The following is a 17,999-nucleotide window of genomic DNA, read 5'->3' on the forward strand; positions in this document are numbered from 1 at the left end:
TCCTGTAATCGATGGTCAACTGTCGCCAGGCAGTTCCGAGGTACATGCCGGACAACGCGTGGCGGGAATGGGAATCTTGCTGATGCAGTAAGGGCAGGTCTTGATGGTCGGCGCCGTCGCCGTTTCGGGGGCTTGAGCGAGATTCTTCAGGCGATTGATGTTACGGATCAACAGGAAGGTGGCAAAGGCGACGATGACGAAGGACAGGGTGGCATTCAGAAAGAGCCCATAGTTGAGTGTCACCGCCCCATCGGCCTGGGCCTGCGCCAGCGTATTGTAGGGGCCTGGTCCACTGCCTTCACGTAGCACCAGGAACTGGTTGGTGAAGTTCAGGCCCCCGGTTGCCAAGCCGATCAAGGGCGTGAAGACGTCCTTGACCAGGCTGTTGACGATGGCGGTAAAAGCGGCGCCGATGATGATCCCCACCGCCATGTCGACCACGTTGCCCTTGACTGCGAACTCGCGAAACTCCTTGAGAAACTTCGTGGCCATGCATATCGCTCCTTGATCTGGCTCGCCTTCAAGAATCCACATTCCCGATAGCGCTGTAAAGTCGGCTCTCGGTGCCTGCTGGCTGTCTGCCTTGGAGTCGCATCAATGCTCACGAGTGGCATTGAATCGCACTTCCGGCCAGCGCTCCTGTGTCATCTGCAGATTGACCCGGGTCGGCGCCAGGTAGGTCAGGTAGCCACCGCCATCCAGCGCCAGGTTGGTACTCGCCTTGCGCCGAAATTCATCGAGCTTCTTGGCGTCGTCGCAGTAGACCCAGCGTGCCGTCTGGACATTGACCGCTTCGTAGATGCAATCCACCTTGTACTCTTCCTTGAGACGATGGGCGACCACGTCGAACTGCAGCGCACCGACGGCACCGACGATCAGGTCATTGTTGTCCAGCGGCATGAAGACCTGGGTGGCGCCTTCCTCGGACAGCTGCTGCAGGCCTTTCTGCAACTGCTTCATTTTCAGCGGATCACGCAGGCGTACCCGCTTGAACAGCTCCGGCGCGAAGTGCGGGATACCGGTAAAGCGCATGTCCTCGCCGACCGTGAAGGTATCGCCGATCTGAATGGTGCCGTGGTTGTGCAAACCGATGATGTCGCCGGGCCAGGCTTCCTCGACATGCGCCCGATCGGAAGCCATGAAGGTCAGTGCGTCGGCGATCTTGACGTCCTTGCCGATCCGTACGTGCCGCATCTTCATGTTCTTGTCGTACTTGCCGGAACAGACGCGCAGGAACGCCACGCGATCGCGATGCTTGGGATCCATGTTGGCCTGGATCTTGAACACGAAGCCGCTGAAGGTTCCGTCCTCGGCGCTCACTTCACGCGTATCGGTCTCGCGCGGCTGTGGAGCCGGCGCATACTCGACGAAGCCATCGAGCATCTCGCGCACGCCGAAATTGCCCATGGCGGTGCCGAAATAGACGGGTGTCAGCTCGCCGCGCCGATATGCCTCGAGGTCGAACTCATGCGAGGCGCCACGCACCAGCTCGACTTCCATGCGCAGCTCCTCGGCCTGGTCGGCCCCCAGCACCTCGTCGACCTCGGCACTATCGAGCCCCTCGATACGTACATCGTCGGGGATGCGATTGCCCTGCCCCTGCTTGTACAGGTGAATCACGTCGTTATAGAGATGATAGACTCCCCGGAAGTGGCGCCCCATGCCGATCGGCCAGGTCATCGGCGCACACTGGATGTTGAGCACCGTTTCCACCTCATCCATGACTTCGATGGGATCGCGAATGTCACGGTCCATCTTGTTGATGAAGGTCAGGATCGGCGTGGTACGCAGGCGGCAGACCTCCATCAGCTTGATGGTGCGATCCTCGACCCCCTTGGCGCCGTCAATGACCATCAGCGCCGAGTCGACGGCCGTCAGGGTACGGTAGGTATCTTCAGAAAAGTCCTCGTGCCCCGGGGTGTCCAGCAGATTGACGATACGCCCGCCATAGGGAAACTGCATGACCGAGGTGGTCACCGAAATGCCGCGTTCCTGCTCCATCTTCATCCAGTCGGACGTGGCATGGCGCTCGTTGCGCTTGCCCTTGACCGAGCCGGCCAGCTGGATGGCGTTTCCGAACAGCAGCAGCTTCTCGGTAATCGTGGTCTTACCGGCGTCGGGGTGCGAGATAATGGCGAAAGTACGGCGAAGCCCGGCATTATGGGCTAACTGGCTATCTGGCATTGAGCTATGTCGCTAATTTGTACTCAGACTGGCACTCGTAATGAGAGCGCCCAGTTGGAGGATGTGTGTTCTGGCGAGGATTGTAATCGCTGGGCTCGACGTAGTGTAGGGTTAACGCCGAAGCGCCGGTGAATGGCACGGCCAAAACCTCACTGCCGGCACTCGGACAGCATGCTCGAGCGCAGCTTAGCCTGACGACCGTGTCGACTCCCTTACTCTAGTGATTTGCTCGAACTGGGCTTTGAGATCGTGCTTCTGGCAATAGAACGTGGTGGAGTGCACGTTGCCCTTGTTATCGGCCCACTCGACCCGGTTGTCTCCGTGTTTAAGTGCCTCGTTGGCTTCGGCCGCCGAGGCCGGCTGCTGTCCGTTTATCGACAGTATGATGGCCTTCGCGGCGACCTTGCCCTTGATCGGGCTGTCCTTGGCCATTCTCAATAGCCGTAACCCGCTATCGCGTCCTTCTGGCAACAAGCTGTCACGCTGCCGTCGATTGTGCGCAGTAGAGGTTGGCGATGCGAGACGAGATGCCTTTTCAATGTCATCCAGTTCACTGCTGAGTTTTGTGACAAGCAGCGTCAGAACGAGAATTGCGGCGGTGAACAGGACGATTCCCGATGCGAAGACCCCCGGTCCGGCCAGGAAGCCGTCAGGATCGTAATCTCCGTACTGGTAGATGACGAGGGTAGCATAGGGGGCGGCAGTCAGCGCCATCAGCCATGCCGAGGCGATTAATAGAGTGCGCTGCTTATGAGTAAGCATATTCCACTCCTTCCGTTTTCTTCTTCTCGTTCGTTAGCCTCGTCCATGAACTTGTGTCGTGCTTTTGTTGCGATAGCTCTCGATAACACCTCGATGATAGCGCTCTTTGCCACGCCGCTTTCCACTGGCTGACAAGACGGTATATAACCGATATATACCTGCAGGCTCGTAGTGCCAACCCCCGGCTTTTCACGCAGCTTACACTGTCGAGACAGCACGCCGCGGTTCAACGGTAGCATAGCGAAATGACCGCTCTCACAATCCGTCACGCTACGCGCAGTCATCCTACGATCATGCGAAGAAACGCAGTAGCTGGGGTCTGTTCTCAAGCAAAAAAACGCAGCAGATGGGTTATCATGGCGCCAGCCACCCAGCCGGAGCCATCATGCATCAGCCGTTACCGCTGCCGCTGTCCACCCCCAATCGCAACCTGGTTCGCCTGACCTTCGTCCGCGGCATCACCTGGACGGGCTATCTCGGTGCAATCATCTTCGGGATCGAGGTGCTTGGCTTTCAATTACGCGTGATTCCGGTCATCAGCGTGATCGTCGCCATGGGGCTGATCAACATCGCCACCTGGTGGCGTCTTGGCCGGCCCCGTGCGGTTACCGACACCGAGTATCTGCTGCATCTGATGGCAGACATTGCCGGTCTGACCCTGCTTTTCTACTATACCGGCGGCTCGACCAACCCTTTCATCACTTACTATCTGGTTCCCGTGACTATTGCCGCTGCCACCTTGCCTTGGCTGTATGCCTGGATCGTGGCCAGCGCCGCCATGGCCGGCTATACCTTCCTGATGCTCTTTTATCAGCCGGTTCCACAACTGAGTCATGGGTTGGTCGGCCCGGGCATCAGCCTGCACGTGCTCGGCATGTGGATCAATTTCGGCCTGTCTGCCGGCCTGGTCACATTCTTCATCTACAAAATGGCACACGCTCTGCGCCGTCGAGACATGACCTTGTCACGCACCCGGGAAGCGGCTCTGCGCAACGAGCAGGTCCTCGCCGTGGCGACCCAGGCGGCAGGCACCGCTCACGAGCTGGGCACACCGCTCTCGACCATGGCGGTTCTGCTCAAGGAAATGCGTCAGGATGCCGAAGATAACCCGACCCTCGAAGCGGACATCGACCTGCTTCGCCAACAGGTCGATACCTGCAAGTCTCGCCTTCAGCACTTGGTCGCGAATGCCGATCGCCGCCGCCTCGCCGAGCCCGAGATTCGTCCCGCCCAGGAGTGGCTCGAGCAGCTCGTCCAGCGTTGGCTGGTACTCAGGCCCGACGTGACTCACGCCATCGAGGTGCTCGGCAAGCGCGGCACTCCCTGGCTGGCCGTGGATACCACATTGGAGCAGGCGCTGATGAATCTGCTCAACAACGCCGCCGACGCCAATCCCGAAGACATACTCATCTGCCTCGACTGGAAAAGCGACGAAGTGATCATCGACATCCGCGATCATGGTCCGGGTGTGGCCATGTCCATTGCCGATCAGCTGGGCGATACCTTCGTCTCGACCAAGAGCAAGGGCATGGGAATCGGTCTGTTCCTGACCCATGCCACCATCAACCGCTTCGGTGGTGGCGTGAGTCTTTACAATCACGAAGAAGGCGGCACACTAACCGAGGTCAAGCTGCCCCGCGCCGCCCCCGGGCAAGCGTTATAGCCCAGCGGGTGCGCAGCTCGAAAAGAGGATTATCATGGATAGCAACGAACGCCTGCTCATCGTCGACGACGACGAAATGTTCTGCCACGTCATGCAGCGCGCGCTCACGCGCCGTGGCTATGAGGTCAATGTCGCCCACGACGCCGAGACGGCCTTGGCACTGGTACGCCAAACCCCGCCGGACCTGGCCACGCTGGATCTCAAGCTGGAACACTCGTCGGGCCTGAAACTGTTGCCGGAGCTGCTGGCCATCGCCCCGGACTGCAGGGTGATCGTGCTGACCGGCTATTCGAGCATCGCCACGGCGGTGGAAGCCATCAAGCTGGGCGCCGTCAATTACCTCTGCAAGCCGGTCGACGCCGACGAGATCGTCACCGCCCTGGACCGGGATAGCGGCGACCCGGACATCGACATCGCCGACAACCCGCCATCCATCAACCGGGTCACCTGGGAGCATATCCAGAAGATTCTGCAGGAACACGATGGCAATATTTCCGCCACAGCCCGGGCACTGGGCATGCATCGCCGGACACTCCAGCGCAAGCTCCAGAAGCGCCCGGTGCGTCGCTAGCGGGAGTCTCTCACTGCGCAGTCCAGCCCAGGTCGATGTTCCAGCTGGACCCCGTCACAGCGCCTGCCTGGTCGGAAGCCAGGTAGGCCACCAACGCGGCCACCTCGGAAGGATCGATCAGCCGCTTGACGGCGGCGTTCTTGAGCATGACCTTCTCGATGACCTCGCGTTCGCTCATGCCATGCATGCGTGCCTGATCGGTTATCTGATTATCGACCAGCGGCGTGTGCACGTAGGCCGGACATAATGCGTTGGCGGTAATGCCATGTTCCCCCCCTTCCAGCGCCGCTGTCTTGGTCAGGCCAATCAGGCCATGCTTGGCGCTGATGTAGGCGGCCTTGCCGGGCGAAGCGACCTGGGCATGTACCGAGGCGATATTGATGATGCGCCCCCATTGTCCTTCGCGCATGTAGGGCCAGGCCGCCTGGGTCAGCAGGAAGGGAGCCGTGAGCATCAGGTCGATGATTTGCCGCCACTTGGCTTCCGGAAAGGACTCGATGCTTTCGACATGCTGGACACCTGCGTTGTTGACGAGGATATCCACATGGCCGAAGCGCTTGATGGCATCGCCCACTGCTGCCCGGCACGCCTCGGCATCGGTCAGGTCGGCCTGAAAGAATACCGCCCCGGACGCTTCGGCTACGCTTTTTCCCGCTGGATTGAAGTCCACGGCGAGAACCTGATGGCCTAAATCGCATAGCGTTTCGACCACTGCTGCGCCAATGCCGCTCGACGTGCCCGTCACCAGTGCGACACGCGGAGAACCGGGGTTGGGGTTGGGGTTCGCACTCATATCTTCAGCTCCTTGAGAATCCGGAAACTACCGATGGTCACTCTTGTGGACCTTCGGCAGGCGACATTACGCGCTGCATGACTCGCTGAGCCAGCCGGCTGGCCTCGTCCGGCCCATGCAAGGCCGACATGTCATCGAGCAGCTCACAACACCACAGGCGTTCTCTTCCTGCAGCGAGGGACACCGGCATGAAAGCGTACCGCCCGCTGGGCAAGGTGACGATTCGACGATCGGCGTTTACCGTATCGTCTCCTAGCGAATCTTGGCTGCGGGCCGGCAACACCACCAGCGACAGCGCTACGGGTGTAACCAGCACACCAATCAGATCATCTCCCATCGCCTGGAAGCATAATGCATCCACACCCAACGACGGGTTCCTTCTCTCGGCTGTCTTGTATTCCAAGGCGTGCTCTTTCAGCCATTCCCGCGCCAACCGCTCGAGTCGCTGATAATCTTCGCCACCTAACGCCTGCATGTTTTTCCCCTGTCCTGCTCAAGCATCGCCTGCATTATAGAGGCTTGACCGGGAATGTTTCCGCACCGCACCAATCATGAATGCTAGACTGGGAAACTCACGTTCATTTCCGCCAGGAGGCCAGGATGCGGGATGCCGAGCGGCTTGCCATTGCGACCGACATTGCAGAGCAGGCAGGGCGAATGATTCAGGACGCCAGGGCACAAAGTAATTTCGATCGGCGTTACAAGAAAAATGCAGAACTGGTGACCGACGTCGACGTGGCAGTGGACCAGTTCATTGCCGATCAGCTCGAGCGGAATTTCCCGGGCGAGCCCAGGCTGACCGAAGAGTTGACCCCCGAGAAGGAGAGCATGGAGCGCAAAGGGCCCTTGTGGGTCGTCGACCCCATCGATGGCACCGTCAACTTTGCTCAGGGCCTGCCGCACGTGGCCGTTTCCATTGCCTGGGCCCGGGATGGAAAGGTGCATGTCGGCGTGGTACATGCGCCCTTTCTAGAAGAAACCTTTACCGCCCTGCGTGGCGAAGGCGCCCGGCTCAACGACCGTCAGATTCGCGCCAGCACGGCATCGTCCCTGGAGAAAAGCTTGGTCGCCACCGGCTTTCCCTATCGCCGTGAAAGTCGAGCGCCCTTGTTGCGACGTCTCGCTGCCGTCATGGAAAATTGCCAGGACATGCGTCGCTGCGGCTCGGCCGCCCTGGATCTGTGCAATGTCGCCTGTGGGCGCCTGGAGGCTTACTATGAAAGCGTCTCGCCTTGGGATAGTGCCGCCGGCATGCTGATCGCCCGCGAAGCGGGGGCACGCACCGGCCATCTTTACCCCGTTCCCGACACTATACCGGACGAGCTCTATAGCGAGCATATCCTCGCAGCAGCCTCCGATATCTATAAAGATATGAAAGAGTTGCTGATCAGGGCCGACGAAGAGCGGTTCCACTACGATTAGCACCCAACGGCAACCATACAGCCTACGATAGGCGGGCATCATAAACCGTGTAGGCAGTCTCTATTGGCCTCGCGTAGCACGATAAGAAATAATGGCACCCATTTAGCCTTTTTCCTATCGACGCTCATTCACATCAGGAGACCGTTATGTTGACAGTTATCTTTGGACGCCCAGGCTGCCCCTTTTGCGTTCGCGCCAAGGACCTCGCCGAGAAGCTGAGCGAAGCACGTGACGACTTCAGCTATCGCTATATCGACATCCATGAAGAAGGCATTACCAAGGCCGACATGGAAAAGACGATCGGCAAGCCGGTAGAGACCGTGCCGCAGATTTTCGTCGACCAAACGCACATCGGCGGCTTCACCGAATTCGACCAGTACGTACGCGACAATTCGCTAATGCCCGAATCGGCAGCGAGCTGATACCCTGCGATTAGGTCGACAGCCTCCAAGACGACCTTGCATGTGAAGGCGCCGGCCCCAGGGGCCGGCGCCTTCGTTGATGCCCAACCGCCGGCCGTTCGCTTCATGTTTGACCATCAGGTGGTTACTGAGCTTTTTTCGTTACGCCTCTAACGTTGAATGCTCACCGGCGAGCTATGCCTATACTGCATGAAGGGAGCAAAGCCACTCGCCAGGAGGCCACCGACATGCAACGTGAAGAGTTCCTGCAGCAGCTCTGGCTGGATTACATCCATCTGCACCCGGAGCTTGGTGGCACTCAGCTCGGGCCAATTACGCGACATACCGAATACCTGGTGCTGGTAACGCTCAATCATGGCCCTTTCAGTACCGAGGTCCTGTCTCCGACGCTATATCATTTCGGCTTTCGCCGCATGCAAAGCTATGCCATGGCGGATCGGGGGTTACTGGTTACGCTGCTGGCGCCTCCCGATGACAGTGCCTGGCTGGTGTTGGCCGAGTTCCAGCCCAGCACGCTCACACGCCTGCCACGTCAGCGACTCGAGAGCCTCATCGACCGCGCCCATCCTCAGGATTGCCGTGGACAGAATCTGTTCTGCCGAGGACGCCCCTGGCCGATGCCCGACTGGGCGACCTACCAGCATTTGAAGCAATCGAACCCACTGGCGGCTTGGCTCTCGGTGATGGGGCCTCGTGTGCACCATGCCGGCTTCGATTGCCACAGAGCGGGTAGCGATCTTCAGTCGCTCGACCACGCCATGCAGCAGGCCGGTTTCGTAGGGAGCGCCGATCGCCAACACGGGATTTTTCCGGTATCTCCCCTTTTGAGCTATCGCTTTTACCCGACCTGCCTGCGGCGACTCCCCTTTGCCGAGGGCGACGAGCATCGTATCGCCGTGGGAGGCGTCGCCCTGGTACAGAAATGCCTGACCAACGATCAGGAGCGTGCCGTCGAGTTATTGCTACCTCAGCATACCCGTTGTGAAATCGCCTGACGTCGTTGCCTATCAAGCCTTATCAGTCATCCCAGCATCGGCCCCACTCAACGCGCCCTGCTCCTCGGGTTCGCTGAAACGCTCGAAATCCAGCTCCAGTTGCTGCATTTCGTAGCGCTGTTGGTCGAGCTCGTTCAGATAGTGCGATGTCTCGACCAGCGGCATGGGCGCCAAAGGCTCCTGTTCCACTTCGGGCTCCCAACCTCGACGACCAAACAGCCTCACGAGCACGAACATGCCCAAGGCCAGGGCAGCGGCACCCAAAAACAGCCATAGCCCTTCCGGCCCGACCGCTTGCATGACCAAGGATGCGCTGAATGGGCCGATGATCGAGCCAACGCCATACCAAATCATCAGCTTGGCATTCGCCGCAATGATCTCCGACGGTTCCAGCCAATCATGGGTATGCGCCAGGCTCAAGGAATACAGGGTATGCAACATGGCGGTATGCAGGCATGCCACGATGAGCAACGCCAGATAGCTGTAGGCGGCCGCCACGGAAATCACGCTGCCTGTCGCGGCCATTACCACGGCCATGAAAAGGATCACCTTGCGACGATCGATGCGATCCGAGACACGTCCCAACGTCCATTGGGCGACCAGCGCAACCATGGTGGTAATCGCCATGAACTGAGAGGTTTCGCGGGTCGTCAGGCCGATTTCCTGGCCAAAGTAGGGGGTCATGGCGAAGAATGCCTGTGCCATGAGACCGGCGGTAAACGCCCCCACCAATCCAACCGGTGCGCGTTTGAAAAGTTCGCTGAGCTTGATCTTGTGGGCCACGTCGTGACTGCCCTGGGACGGGCCAGGAATACGATGGATGGATAGTGGCACCAGCGCCAGTGCGAAAAGTATGCCCGACACCGAAAAGAGTACGGCCGTACCCGGGTCGGCCAGGTTGAGCATCCATTGCCCCCCCGCCAGGGACAGGGTCGAGATGATCATGTACCAGGCCAGCACTTTGCCCCGGTTCTCGTTATTGGACTCGCCGGACACCCAAGACTCCATGACCATCAGCAGCCCCGCCGTGGATGCACCACCGGCGACACGCCAAACCAACCATGCCCAGGGATTGATCCACAAGCCATGCAGCATGGCGGTCACTGCCAGCATGGCAGCACAAGCGGCGAAGACCCGAATGTGGCCGACCGAACGGATGCGCTTCTCGATGAAATAGCTGCCCAACACGAACCCGAGCGAGAAACTCGACATCAATAAACCCGCCATTTGCGACGGGAACCCCTCGAGGGACATGCGTACCCCAAGCAGGGTCATGATCAGGCCATGGCCGAGCAAAAAGCTGATTTCGCATACGAAAAGGATCGGCAGTGTTGCAGGCAAGCCGCGCAAGGCTTCGTCTCCCTCTTTACCAAGCATAAAAATGCAATCGCCGGCTCACTGGCCGGCATACATAGGAAAGTCTACTCTCCCCCAAAGCGCCTCTCAAAATTTGGTAAGAAAATTTCACAGCTATTCCGCTTATGCACAGAAACTGTGGATAAGGCTGTGCAAGGCTGCTGCGCAATTCCCGCGTAACATTGATGAACCGTTGCTCTGTTACGAAATGCTCAGTTTTTCATCATTCTCAGCATGAGCATTCATTAGACGAAGGGAGGAAGCGTGCTCTCGTCCGTGGCAATTATGCTCTGGGTAGATTTAAATGGACGCGTTTTGCAGCGCATCACCCTGACTTGGCCACACAATCAATAACGCAGGAGGGACAGCATGTCGCAACCGCTCTGGCAACCTTCCCAGTCCGAGATCGAAGCCACACAGATGCATGCCCTCATGCAACGCATCAATCGCGAGCATGATGCCGAGCTAAGCGATTATGCGTCACTCCATGCGTGGAGCGTGGACAACCTGGAAACGTTCTGGCGACTCGTCTGGGAAGAGAGCGGCGTGCTGGCCGATACCCAGGGCGATACGCTACTCGAGCGCCCCGATGCCATGCCGGGAGCGCGCTGGTTTCCGCATGCCAAGCTCAATTTCGCCGCCAACCTGCTGCGCCGACGTGACGACCATCCGGCCCTGATCGCTTGCGACGAACGTGGAAGACGCCAACAGATCAGCTTTGCCGAACTGTACGATCAGGTCGCCAAGCTAGCGCACGCCCTGCGCGCCAGCGGCATTACCGCCGGCGACCGTGTCGCCGGATTCGTGCCCAACAGTGAGCATGCCGTTATCGCCATGCTCGCTACGGCCAGCCTGGGCGCCGTATGGTCGAGTTGCTCGCCGGATTTCGGCTTCAATGGCGTGCTCGACCGTTTCGGTCAGATCCAGCCCAAGGTGCTGATTGCCACCGATGGCTATACCTGGAACGGCAAGCCCATCGACACCCACGACCGCATTGCCAAGATCAGTGGCGCCATCGAGTCGCTGAATCAAGTGGTGATATTCCCTTTCCTGCATGACGAAGCCCATACTCACGGCATCGACAAGGCCGTTGCCTGGCACGACTACCTCAACAACAACGCCAGCGAGATCGAATTCGAGCCCCAGCCCTTCGACCATCCGCTCTACATACTTTACTCGTCGGGAACGACCGGTGCCCCGAAGTGCATTGTCCATTCGGCTGGCGGCACGCTGTTGCAGCATCTCAAGGAACATCGCCTGCATACCGATTTACGTTCCCACGACGTGCTTTTCTACTACACCACTTGCGGTTGGATGATGTGGAACTGGCTGGTTTCCGGCCTGGCCAGCGGCTCGACACTGGTGCTGTTCGACGGTTCACCTTTCGCTCCCACACCCGACGTACTGTGGTCGCTGGCCGAACGCGAAGGTATCAGCGTCTTCGGCACGAGCGCCAAGTACATTGCCGCTTGTGAAAAGGAAGGCCTCAAACCCGGCCGCAGCCACGATCTTTCCCGCCTGCGTGCCGTGCTTTCCACAGGCTCGGCTCTGGCCCACGAATCCTTCGATTACGTCTACCGCGACATCGGGCCCAACCTGTTGCTGGCCTCGATCTCGGGCGGCACCGATATCGTCTCCTGTTTCGCCTTGGGCTGCCCGATTCGTCCGGTCTACCGCGGACAACTGCAATGCCGTGGCCTGGGCATGGCGGTGGATGTCTTCGACGACGACGGCAAATCACTGCGCGAGGCAAAGGGCGAGCTGGTTTGTACCCGCCCGTTTCCCTCGATGCCCATCGGGTTCTGGAACGATCCGGATGGGGAACGCTACCGAGAAGCTTATTTCTCGACATTTCCGGGGATTTGGGCCCACGGCGACTACGCCGAGATCACAGCCGAAGACGGCCTGATCATTCATGGTCGCTCGGATGCCGTGCTCAACCCGGGCGGCGTGCGCATCGGTACCGCCGAGATCTATCGCCAGGTGGAAAAAGTCGAAGGCGTCCTCGAGTCGCTATGCATCGGCCAGGAGTGGGGCGACGACATTCGCGTCATCCTGTTCGTACGTCTACAGCCGGGTATCGAACTCGACGAGGCCCTGCGCGACGAGATACGGCGCACGATTCGCATCAACACCAGTCCTAGACACGTGCCAGCGAAGATCATCCAGGTCAGCGATATTCCTCGCACACTGTCAGGCAAGATCGTCGAGCTGGCCGTGCGCAACATCGTCCACGGGCGGCCGGTCAAGAACCAGGATGCGCTTGCCAACCCCGAAGCACTCAAGCTCTACGAGAACCTTACCGAACTGCATCAGTGATCCGTCACGCCTCTCGCTGCTATCAACACGAGGGGCAAACATCAAGACTGGGCAGCCTTACCCGCATCCAGTAGCATGTCGCCACGTCATTGAAGGAGCATGACATGTCGACCCTCAAGGGGATCGTGAGCATTCTGCTACTGGTGCTCAGCACCCTGTTCTGGGCCGTTCCTCTGTACGCCCTCACCTTGTTGAAACTCGTCACCCCAACGCGCCGGCTACGTCTACGCCTGCTCGGGGGCCTGAACCGTATTGCCCTGGCCTGGATCGGGACCAATCTATGGTGGATGCGGCGCTGGCTCAAACCGCGCCTGGACATTCACCTCCCGCAGGGACTGTCGCCTCACCAATGGTGGCTGGTGGTTGCCAACCATCGCAGTTGGACCGATATCTTCCTGCTGCAGATGGCCTTGCACCGCCGCATCCCAATGCCGCGCTTCTTTCTCAAGCGTGAGCTGATCTGGGTACCGGTGATCGGCCTGGCGTGGTGGGCGCTAGAGTTTCCGTTCATGCGACGCTACAAACGCGATGCCCTAGAGCGCAATCCCGCGTTGGCCACACGCGACAGGCAGGCAACCGAACGCTTGTGCGAACGCGCCCAGCAGATGCCCATGGCAATCTACAACTTCGTTGAAGGGACGCGCTTCACCCCCACCAAGCAACGCAGGCAGAATAGCCCTTATCGCCACCTGCTGCGCCCCAAGGCCGGCGGCACGGCCCAAGTCGTCAGCCTGCTGGGAAGACAGCTCAGTGGCGTCCTCGATGTCACACTGGGTTATACGCGCGAATGCCCCAGTTTCTGGGATTTTCTCTGCGGACGGGAAGCCGCCGTGCCTGTATGCTCGACGCCTCGACCTACCGAGCTGGATGCACGGTGGTGACTATCATCAGGATCCGCAGTATAAGGAACGTTTCCAGAAATGGCTCAACGCCTTGTGGCAGGACAAAGATCGCTTCCTGGACTCATTGCACTGATCTTTTTGCTTTGCCTGCTGCTGAGCGGCTGCGCCACACCGGTAGGCTCGACCACCTGGCGCAGCCCTGCCACGCTTGCCGGGAACTGGGTCACGATCCAGCGTGGCGACACGCTGGGCGCCATTGCCAGACGTGCCGATATACCGCTCGTGCGCCTGATGCGCTTCAATCCAGGCGTCGACCCGCATAAGCTGGCCATCGGCCAGCGAATCATGATACCGACCCAGCAGGAGCGCGCTCCCTCGGGCGGTCCTTATCGATACCAGGTACGCCCCGGCGATACCTATTCGAGCATTGCCAGACACTTCGGGACGACCTCGGGAAGGATCCAAAACGCCAATCGCTCGATCAATCCCAATGCACTGAAAGTGGGGTATCTGCTACAGGTGCCTCTGCGCGGCAATACCAGCCGTGTCGCAAGCCGCTCCACTTCGCCCAAGCCAAAGCCAAAACCCGCAGTTCCAGCCGCCAAACCAGCCAGGATACCCGACCCCGGCCCCTTGCCGAGCCAGCAAAAAGATTGGTCCTGGCCGCTCGACGACTATCGTGTCGTACGTCAGTTCGGCAAGGACAGTCGTGGCAGCCTGCAACCCATGCTGCTGAGTACGCATAGCGGCAGCCAAGCCAAGAGCGTGGCGAACGGTAAGGTGAGCTTCGCCAGTAGCATGCGCCATCTGGGCAATGTGGTCATCATTCATCACTCCGGCAATCTTCAGAGCGTGTATGCCTTGTGCGACGACCTGAAGGTCAAGGAGGGCCAGACGGTCCCCATGGGAACGGCAGTCTGCACGGTGAGCTACAGCTCCGCCACCGAGCGTTATGACTTGCTCTTCGACGTGCGACACGGCGGAAAGCCCATCGACCCCCGCAAGGTATTGCGCTGATATCCGCTAGCCGGTCACCAAATGAAAAGCCGCCTCCTTGGAGACGGCTTTGGCTTGGGAAAGATAACGGTATAATACGACTAGCCTCGATAATAGCCTGGCTCGACGAAAGGCATCTTGCTAACCGTCATTGGCAAGCGTTTACCGCGCACTTCGGCATAAACGACATTACCGACCTCGGCGTCATCGATCGCCACATAACCCATCGCCACGGGCTTGCCGACCGACGGTCCGAAGCCGCCGGAGGTCACCGTCCCGATATGCCTGTCGTCTTCGCTGTAGAGCTCGGCACCTTCACGCACCGGCGCACGTCCTTCTCCGAGCAGGCCCACACGTTTGCGCTGATGATCCTTGACCTGGATTCGGTGAAGAATGATATCCGCCCCGAGGAAGCCTCCTTCGCGTTCGCCGCCATAGCGACGTGTCTTGCTGACCACCCAGGTCAGGCCGGCTTCCACGGGTGTGGTGGTCTGATCGATATCGTGGCCGTACAGGCATAGGCCGGCCTCCAGGCGTAACGAATCGCGGGCGCCGAGGCCGATCGCCTCGACTTCGGGCTCGTCCAGGAGACGCCGGGCGAGCGCCTCGCACTCCTGCGCCGCCACCGAGATTTCGAAGCCATCCTCACCGGTATACCCGCTGCGACTGATCCATACCGGGATGCCCGCCACGTCATACTGCCCATGCTGCATGAAGGTCAAATTGCAGGCTTCGGGACATAACCGGGCCATTACGTCGGCGGCTCTCGGCCCCTGCAACGCCAACAGGCCGCGGTCGAGTTCCTCGACCCGGTACTCGGTTCCCAACCCCATACGCAAGTGGGCAATGTCCTGCGCCTTGGTGGCCGCATTGACCACGAGATAGAGGTGATCGCCTGCATTGACCACCATGAGATCGTCGAGAATCCCACCTTCGGTGCCGGTGAACAGGGTATAACGCTGCATTCCCTCACGCAGCCCCACAATGTCGGTGCATACCAACGCCTCCAGCGCTTGGGCGGGCTCGGGGCCACTCACTACGATCTGGCCCATGTGCGAGACATCGAAGAGCCCACAGGCAGAGCGGGTATGCTCATGCTCCTTCTTGACCCCAAGCGGGTACTGCACCGGCATCGAGTAACCGGCAAATTCGACCATCTTTGCACCCAGCTCCAGATGCAGATCGTGCAGCGGGGTTTTGCCAAGTTCGTACATTGGTCGCTCCTCGTCAACGTTCGCTAATACCGGCGGCTCAGCGCCCCAGGTCTTCACCCGGTAGCACGGTCTTGCCCTCGAAATAATCCTTGGTCAGCTTGAACACGACCGGCGACAGCAAGGCCAGGGCGATCAGGTTGGGGATGGCCATCAGCGCATTGAACACGCTGGCCATCAGCCAGACGAAATCCAGAGGAGCCACCGCACCCGCAAAAATGGCAAGAATATAGACTACGCGATAGAGCTTGATCGAGCGTACGCCGAACAGATATTCGAAGCATTTTTCGCCATAGAAGGCCCAACCGAGAATCGTCGTAAAGGCAAACACGGCCAACGCAAAGGAAACGACATACTGGCCTACGCCCGGCAGCGTGTTGTCGAAGGCCATGCTGGTCAGTGCCGCCCCGGTCTCGCCCGACGTCCAGTCGCTGGTGGTCAGGATCGCCAGTGCCGTGATCGAGCAGACGATGATCGTGTCGATGAAGGTACCGAGCATCGCGACCAGGCCTTGACGAACCGGGTTCTTGGTCTGTGCGGCGGCGTGAGCGATCGGGGCGCTGCCCAACCCTGCCTCGTTGGAGAACACGCCACGCGCCACGCCGAACTGGATCGCCTTGGCGACCGCGGCCCCGGCAAAACCGCCCACGGCGGATGCCGGTGAAAACGCATGCCCGAAGATCAACCCGAGTGCCGAACCGATCTGGTCGGCATTGATGATCAGGATCAGGAGGCCGCAAATAATATAGGCGACGGCCATTAGCGGTACGAGCTTGCCCGCCACCTTGGCGATGCGCTTGATCCCGCCCAGAATGACGGCACCGGCCAGCAGCATGATCACGATACCGGTCAGCCAGGGTGGCAGACTCAACGACTCATTGAGCCCATCGGCTACCGAATTGGATTGAACGGTATTACCGATACCGAACGCGGCCACTGCACCGAAGAAGGCGAACAAGCCACCCAACCAGGCCCACTTGCGCCCCAGGCCATTGCGGATGTAATACATCGGCCCGCCTACGTGATCTCCCGCCTCGTCGATTTCGCGATAGCGAACGGCCAGCACGGCCTCCGCGAACTTGGTCGCCATACCCACCAGGGCAGTGATCCACATCCAGAACACCGCACCTGGACCGCCCAGGAAGATCGCCGTGGCGACCCCGGCGATATTGCCGGTCCCGATCGTGGCGGAGAGCGACGTCATCAGGGCATTGAAAGGCGATACCTCGCCCTCCTTCTCATCCCCCTCGGCCGTTGTACGCCCCTGCCACAATAGCCTGAACCCCATGCCAAGCTTGCGGATAGGCATGGCCTTCAGGCCCATCTGGAGATACAGCCCCACTCCAAGCAGCAGCAAGAGCATCAGGGGCCCCCAAACGACCCCTTCGATGGCGGATAGAATGCTTGTCAACGTTTCCACGTGAATACTCCAATGTTTCGCTTGTTGTTATGGGCACGGCGCACCGTAAGCCCTTGACATGACGGAGAAGCGACCCGCTTCTTGCGAACCCGCTTACCTTAGCGAATACCGCCACCGAGACCCAGCGTTATGTAGGAAATTTTTGCCTTATGTATTGATGGCAGAGGAAACTTGGGACTTTAGTCGGCAAGGCCGAAATTACCATTCTCTTGTTTTCGCAGGGACGTATTCTCGGGTCGCCCCATCGAAGAAACTTGTTTCCAATAAGAAACATGGTTACATTACCGGCCAAATTCAGTCTAGACAACCTGCCCGTGTGCGCTATGCATACACAGGCAAAGGTTTCGCCTCGGAAGATCAGGCATAGGAGGCGGCAGGCGGAGAGTCGTTCGATGAGTGCGGCTGGACGCTCGTGCGAAAGCTGGCCACGCTATAGTCACGGTCAGGTCGTATTGCAGTAAAAACTTATTTGGACAACCCTACGAGACTCGTAACCATCCACGCATGACGGTACGATTCCCGCCAACAGGAACCCCTTCTCGTATAGGAAAACAAGATGAGCTCCATTCCCGATAACCTTCGCTACACCAAAAGCCACGAATGGGTGCTGGACAATGGCGACGGCACAGTCACCATCGGCATCACCGATCATGCTCAGGAAGCCTTGGGCGACGTCGTCTTCGTCGAGCTTCCCGAAGTCGGCCGCGAACTCGATGCCGGCGAGGAATTCGGTGTCATCGAGTCGGTCAAGGCCGCTTCCGACCTCTATGCGCCGCTGTCAGGCGAGATCGTCGAAGTCAACGAAAGCCTGGAAGACGCTCCGGAGACCGTCAACGAGTCGCCATACGAAGATGGGTGGCTCGCCAAGCTGAAACTGGCCGATGATACGGCACTCGACGATCTGCTCGATGCGGATGCTTACGCCCAGATCGCCGAAGCCGAAGAAGACTGACGTCTCCTGCGAAAGACGCCACTGCATCACACCTCTCGGCGTCTTTCGCCACGCAACACCCTTATCTGTTATGGGCCTGACCGCCCCGCTA

The 17,999-nt window shown here is 59.4% G+C and carries 16 protein-coding genes and 1 pseudogene; 9 read left to right on the top strand and 8 right to left on the bottom strand.

The window, feature by feature from the left end:
- Nucleotides 1-15 precede the first annotated feature (15 nt).
- The 3 genes from mscL to MHM84_RS01845 all read right to left on the bottom strand — a co-directional run bounded on the left by mscL (nt 16) and on the right by MHM84_RS01845 (nt 2,946).
- Nucleotides 16-492: a large conductance mechanosensitive channel protein MscL gene (gene mscL / locus MHM84_RS01835; protein ID WP_239261854.1), complete on the bottom strand. Its 477-nt coding sequence runs from the start codon at nt 490-492 to the stop codon at nt 16-18.
- A 102-nt stretch (nt 493-594) separates the two neighbouring features.
- Nucleotides 595-2,184, bottom strand: coding sequence for a peptide chain release factor 3 (locus MHM84_RS01840; protein ID WP_239261856.1), 1,590 nt, complete (start codon nt 2,182-2,184; stop codon nt 595-597).
- A gap of 186 nt (nt 2,185-2,370) precedes the next feature.
- Nucleotides 2,371-2,946, bottom strand: coding sequence for a hypothetical protein (locus MHM84_RS01845; protein ID WP_239261858.1), 576 nt, complete (start codon nt 2,944-2,946; stop codon nt 2,371-2,373).
- 385 nt (nt 2,947-3,331) lie between these two features.
- Here MHM84_RS01845 and MHM84_RS01850 point away from each other — a divergent pair, with 385 nt between their 5' ends.
- Nucleotides 3,332-4,609 carry an ATP-binding protein gene (locus MHM84_RS01850; protein WP_239261860.1) on the top strand — a complete coding sequence of 426 codons (1,278 nt, stop codon included), beginning with the start codon at nt 3,332-3,334 and terminating at the stop codon, nt 4,607-4,609.
- 31 nt (nt 4,610-4,640) lie between these two features.
- A complete protein-coding gene (locus MHM84_RS01855) occupies nt 4,641-5,180 on the top strand; it encodes a response regulator transcription factor (RefSeq protein WP_239263779.1) in 540 nt (179 codons plus the stop codon).
- 10 nt (nt 5,181-5,190) lie between these two features.
- On the opposite strand, the gene MHM84_RS01860 is transcribed toward MHM84_RS01855, so the two are convergent.
- Nucleotides 5,191-5,973, bottom strand: coding sequence for a 3-hydroxybutyrate dehydrogenase (locus tag MHM84_RS01860; protein ID WP_239261863.1), 783 nt, complete (start codon nt 5,971-5,973; stop codon nt 5,191-5,193).
- Nucleotides 5,974-6,010: 37 nt separating this feature from the next.
- Nucleotides 6,011-6,448 (bottom strand): [NiFe]-hydrogenase assembly chaperone HybE, encoded by a 438-nt coding sequence (gene hybE, locus MHM84_RS01865; RefSeq protein WP_239261865.1) that lies wholly within the window; start codon nt 6,446-6,448, stop codon nt 6,011-6,013.
- Between the two features lie 125 nt (nt 6,449-6,573).
- On the opposite strand from hybE, the gene MHM84_RS01870 reads away from it, so the two are divergent.
- From MHM84_RS01870 to MHM84_RS01880, 3 genes are all read left to right on the top strand, one after another.
- On the top strand, nt 6,574-7,395 hold the full coding sequence (locus MHM84_RS01870) for an inositol monophosphatase family protein (RefSeq protein ID WP_239261867.1): 822 nt from the start codon (nt 6,574-6,576) through the stop codon (nt 7,393-7,395).
- 146 nt (nt 7,396-7,541) lie between these two features.
- Nucleotides 7,542-7,817 carry a GrxA family glutaredoxin gene (locus MHM84_RS01875; protein WP_239261869.1) on the top strand — a complete coding sequence of 92 codons (276 nt, stop codon included), beginning with the start codon at nt 7,542-7,544 and terminating at the stop codon, nt 7,815-7,817.
- Between the two features lie 227 nt (nt 7,818-8,044).
- Complete coding sequence (locus MHM84_RS01880; RefSeq protein WP_239261871.1) at nt 8,045-8,812, top strand: DUF1338 family protein; 768 nt, start codon at nt 8,045-8,047, stop codon at nt 8,810-8,812.
- Between the two features lie 12 nt (nt 8,813-8,824).
- Here MHM84_RS01880 and MHM84_RS01885 read toward each other — a convergent pair whose 3' ends face one another.
- On the bottom strand, nt 8,825-10,162 hold the full coding sequence (locus MHM84_RS01885; protein ID WP_239261873.1) for an MFS transporter: 1,338 nt from the start codon (nt 10,160-10,162) through the stop codon (nt 8,825-8,827).
- 375 nt (nt 10,163-10,537) lie between these two features.
- On the opposite strand from MHM84_RS01885, the gene MHM84_RS01890 reads away from it, so the two are divergent.
- The 3 genes and pseudogenes from MHM84_RS01890 to MHM84_RS01900 all read left to right on the top strand — a co-directional run bounded on the left by MHM84_RS01890 (nt 10,538) and on the right by MHM84_RS01900 (nt 14,346).
- Complete coding sequence (locus tag MHM84_RS01890) at nt 10,538-12,487, top strand: acetoacetate--CoA ligase (RefSeq protein WP_239261875.1); 1,950 nt, start codon at nt 10,538-10,540, stop codon at nt 12,485-12,487.
- A gap of 104 nt (nt 12,488-12,591) precedes the next feature.
- Nucleotides 12,592-13,462: pseudogene (locus tag MHM84_RS01895) on the top strand (acyltransferase).
- A complete protein-coding gene (locus MHM84_RS01900) occupies nt 13,408-14,346 on the top strand; it encodes a LysM peptidoglycan-binding domain-containing protein (RefSeq protein WP_239261877.1) in 939 nt (312 codons plus the stop codon). The pseudogene MHM84_RS01895 and the gene MHM84_RS01900 overlap by 55 nt, the downstream one beginning before the upstream one ends.
- Before the next feature lie 80 nt (nt 14,347-14,426).
- On the opposite strand, the gene gcvT is transcribed toward MHM84_RS01900, so the two are convergent.
- Entirely contained in the window at nt 14,427-15,539 is a 1,113-nt protein-coding gene (gene gcvT / locus MHM84_RS01905) for a glycine cleavage system aminomethyltransferase GcvT (protein ID WP_239261879.1), read from the bottom strand.
- Nucleotides 15,540-15,576: 37 nt separating this feature from the next.
- Nucleotides 15,577-16,956: a sodium:alanine symporter family protein gene (locus MHM84_RS01910; protein WP_239261882.1), complete on the bottom strand. Its 1,380-nt coding sequence runs from the start codon at nt 16,954-16,956 to the stop codon at nt 15,577-15,579.
- A gap of 556 nt (nt 16,957-17,512) precedes the next feature.
- Between MHM84_RS01910 and gcvH the strand changes: the two genes are divergently transcribed.
- Nucleotides 17,513-17,908: a glycine cleavage system protein GcvH gene (gcvH, locus tag MHM84_RS01915; protein WP_239261884.1), complete on the top strand. Its 396-nt coding sequence runs from the start codon at nt 17,513-17,515 to the stop codon at nt 17,906-17,908.
- Nucleotides 17,909-17,999 lie beyond the last annotated feature (91 nt).

It is taken from the genome of Halomonas sp. McH1-25 (assembly GCF_022348165.1).
Classification (GTDB): domain Bacteria; phylum Pseudomonadota; class Gammaproteobacteria; order Pseudomonadales; family Halomonadaceae; genus Modicisalibacter.

Coding starts and splice junctions, on each gene's coding strand:
- mscL (WP_239261854.1), bottom strand. CDS start 492: ATGGCCACGAAGTTTCTCAAGGAGTTTCGCGAGTTCGCAGTCAAGGGC.
- MHM84_RS01840 (WP_239261856.1), bottom strand. CDS start 2,184: ATGCCAGATAGCCAGTTAGCCCATAATGCCGGGCTTCGCCGTACTTTC.
- MHM84_RS01845 (WP_239261858.1), bottom strand. CDS start 2,946: ATGCTTACTCATAAGCAGCGCACTCTATTAATCGCCTCGGCATGGCTG.
- MHM84_RS01850 (WP_239261860.1), top strand. CDS start 3,332: ATGCATCAGCCGTTACCGCTGCCGCTGTCCACCCCCAATCGCAACCTG.
- MHM84_RS01860 (WP_239261863.1), bottom strand. CDS start 5,973: ATGAGTGCGAACCCCAACCCCAACCCCGGTTCTCCGCGTGTCGCACTG.
- hybE (WP_239261865.1), bottom strand. CDS start 6,448: ATGCAGGCGTTAGGTGGCGAAGATTATCAGCGACTCGAGCGGTTGGCG.
- MHM84_RS01870 (WP_239261867.1), top strand. CDS start 6,574: ATGCGGGATGCCGAGCGGCTTGCCATTGCGACCGACATTGCAGAGCAG.
- MHM84_RS01875 (WP_239261869.1), top strand. CDS start 7,542: ATGTTGACAGTTATCTTTGGACGCCCAGGCTGCCCCTTTTGCGTTCGC.
- MHM84_RS01880 (WP_239261871.1), top strand. CDS start 8,045: ATGCAACGTGAAGAGTTCCTGCAGCAGCTCTGGCTGGATTACATCCAT.
- MHM84_RS01890 (WP_239261875.1), top strand. CDS start 10,538: ATGTCGCAACCGCTCTGGCAACCTTCCCAGTCCGAGATCGAAGCCACA.
- MHM84_RS01900 (WP_239261877.1), top strand. CDS start 13,408: ATGGCTCAACGCCTTGTGGCAGGACAAAGATCGCTTCCTGGACTCATT.
- gcvT (WP_239261879.1), bottom strand. CDS start 15,539: ATGTACGAACTTGGCAAAACCCCGCTGCACGATCTGCATCTGGAGCTG.
- gcvH (WP_239261884.1), top strand. CDS start 17,513: ATGAGCTCCATTCCCGATAACCTTCGCTACACCAAAAGCCACGAATGG.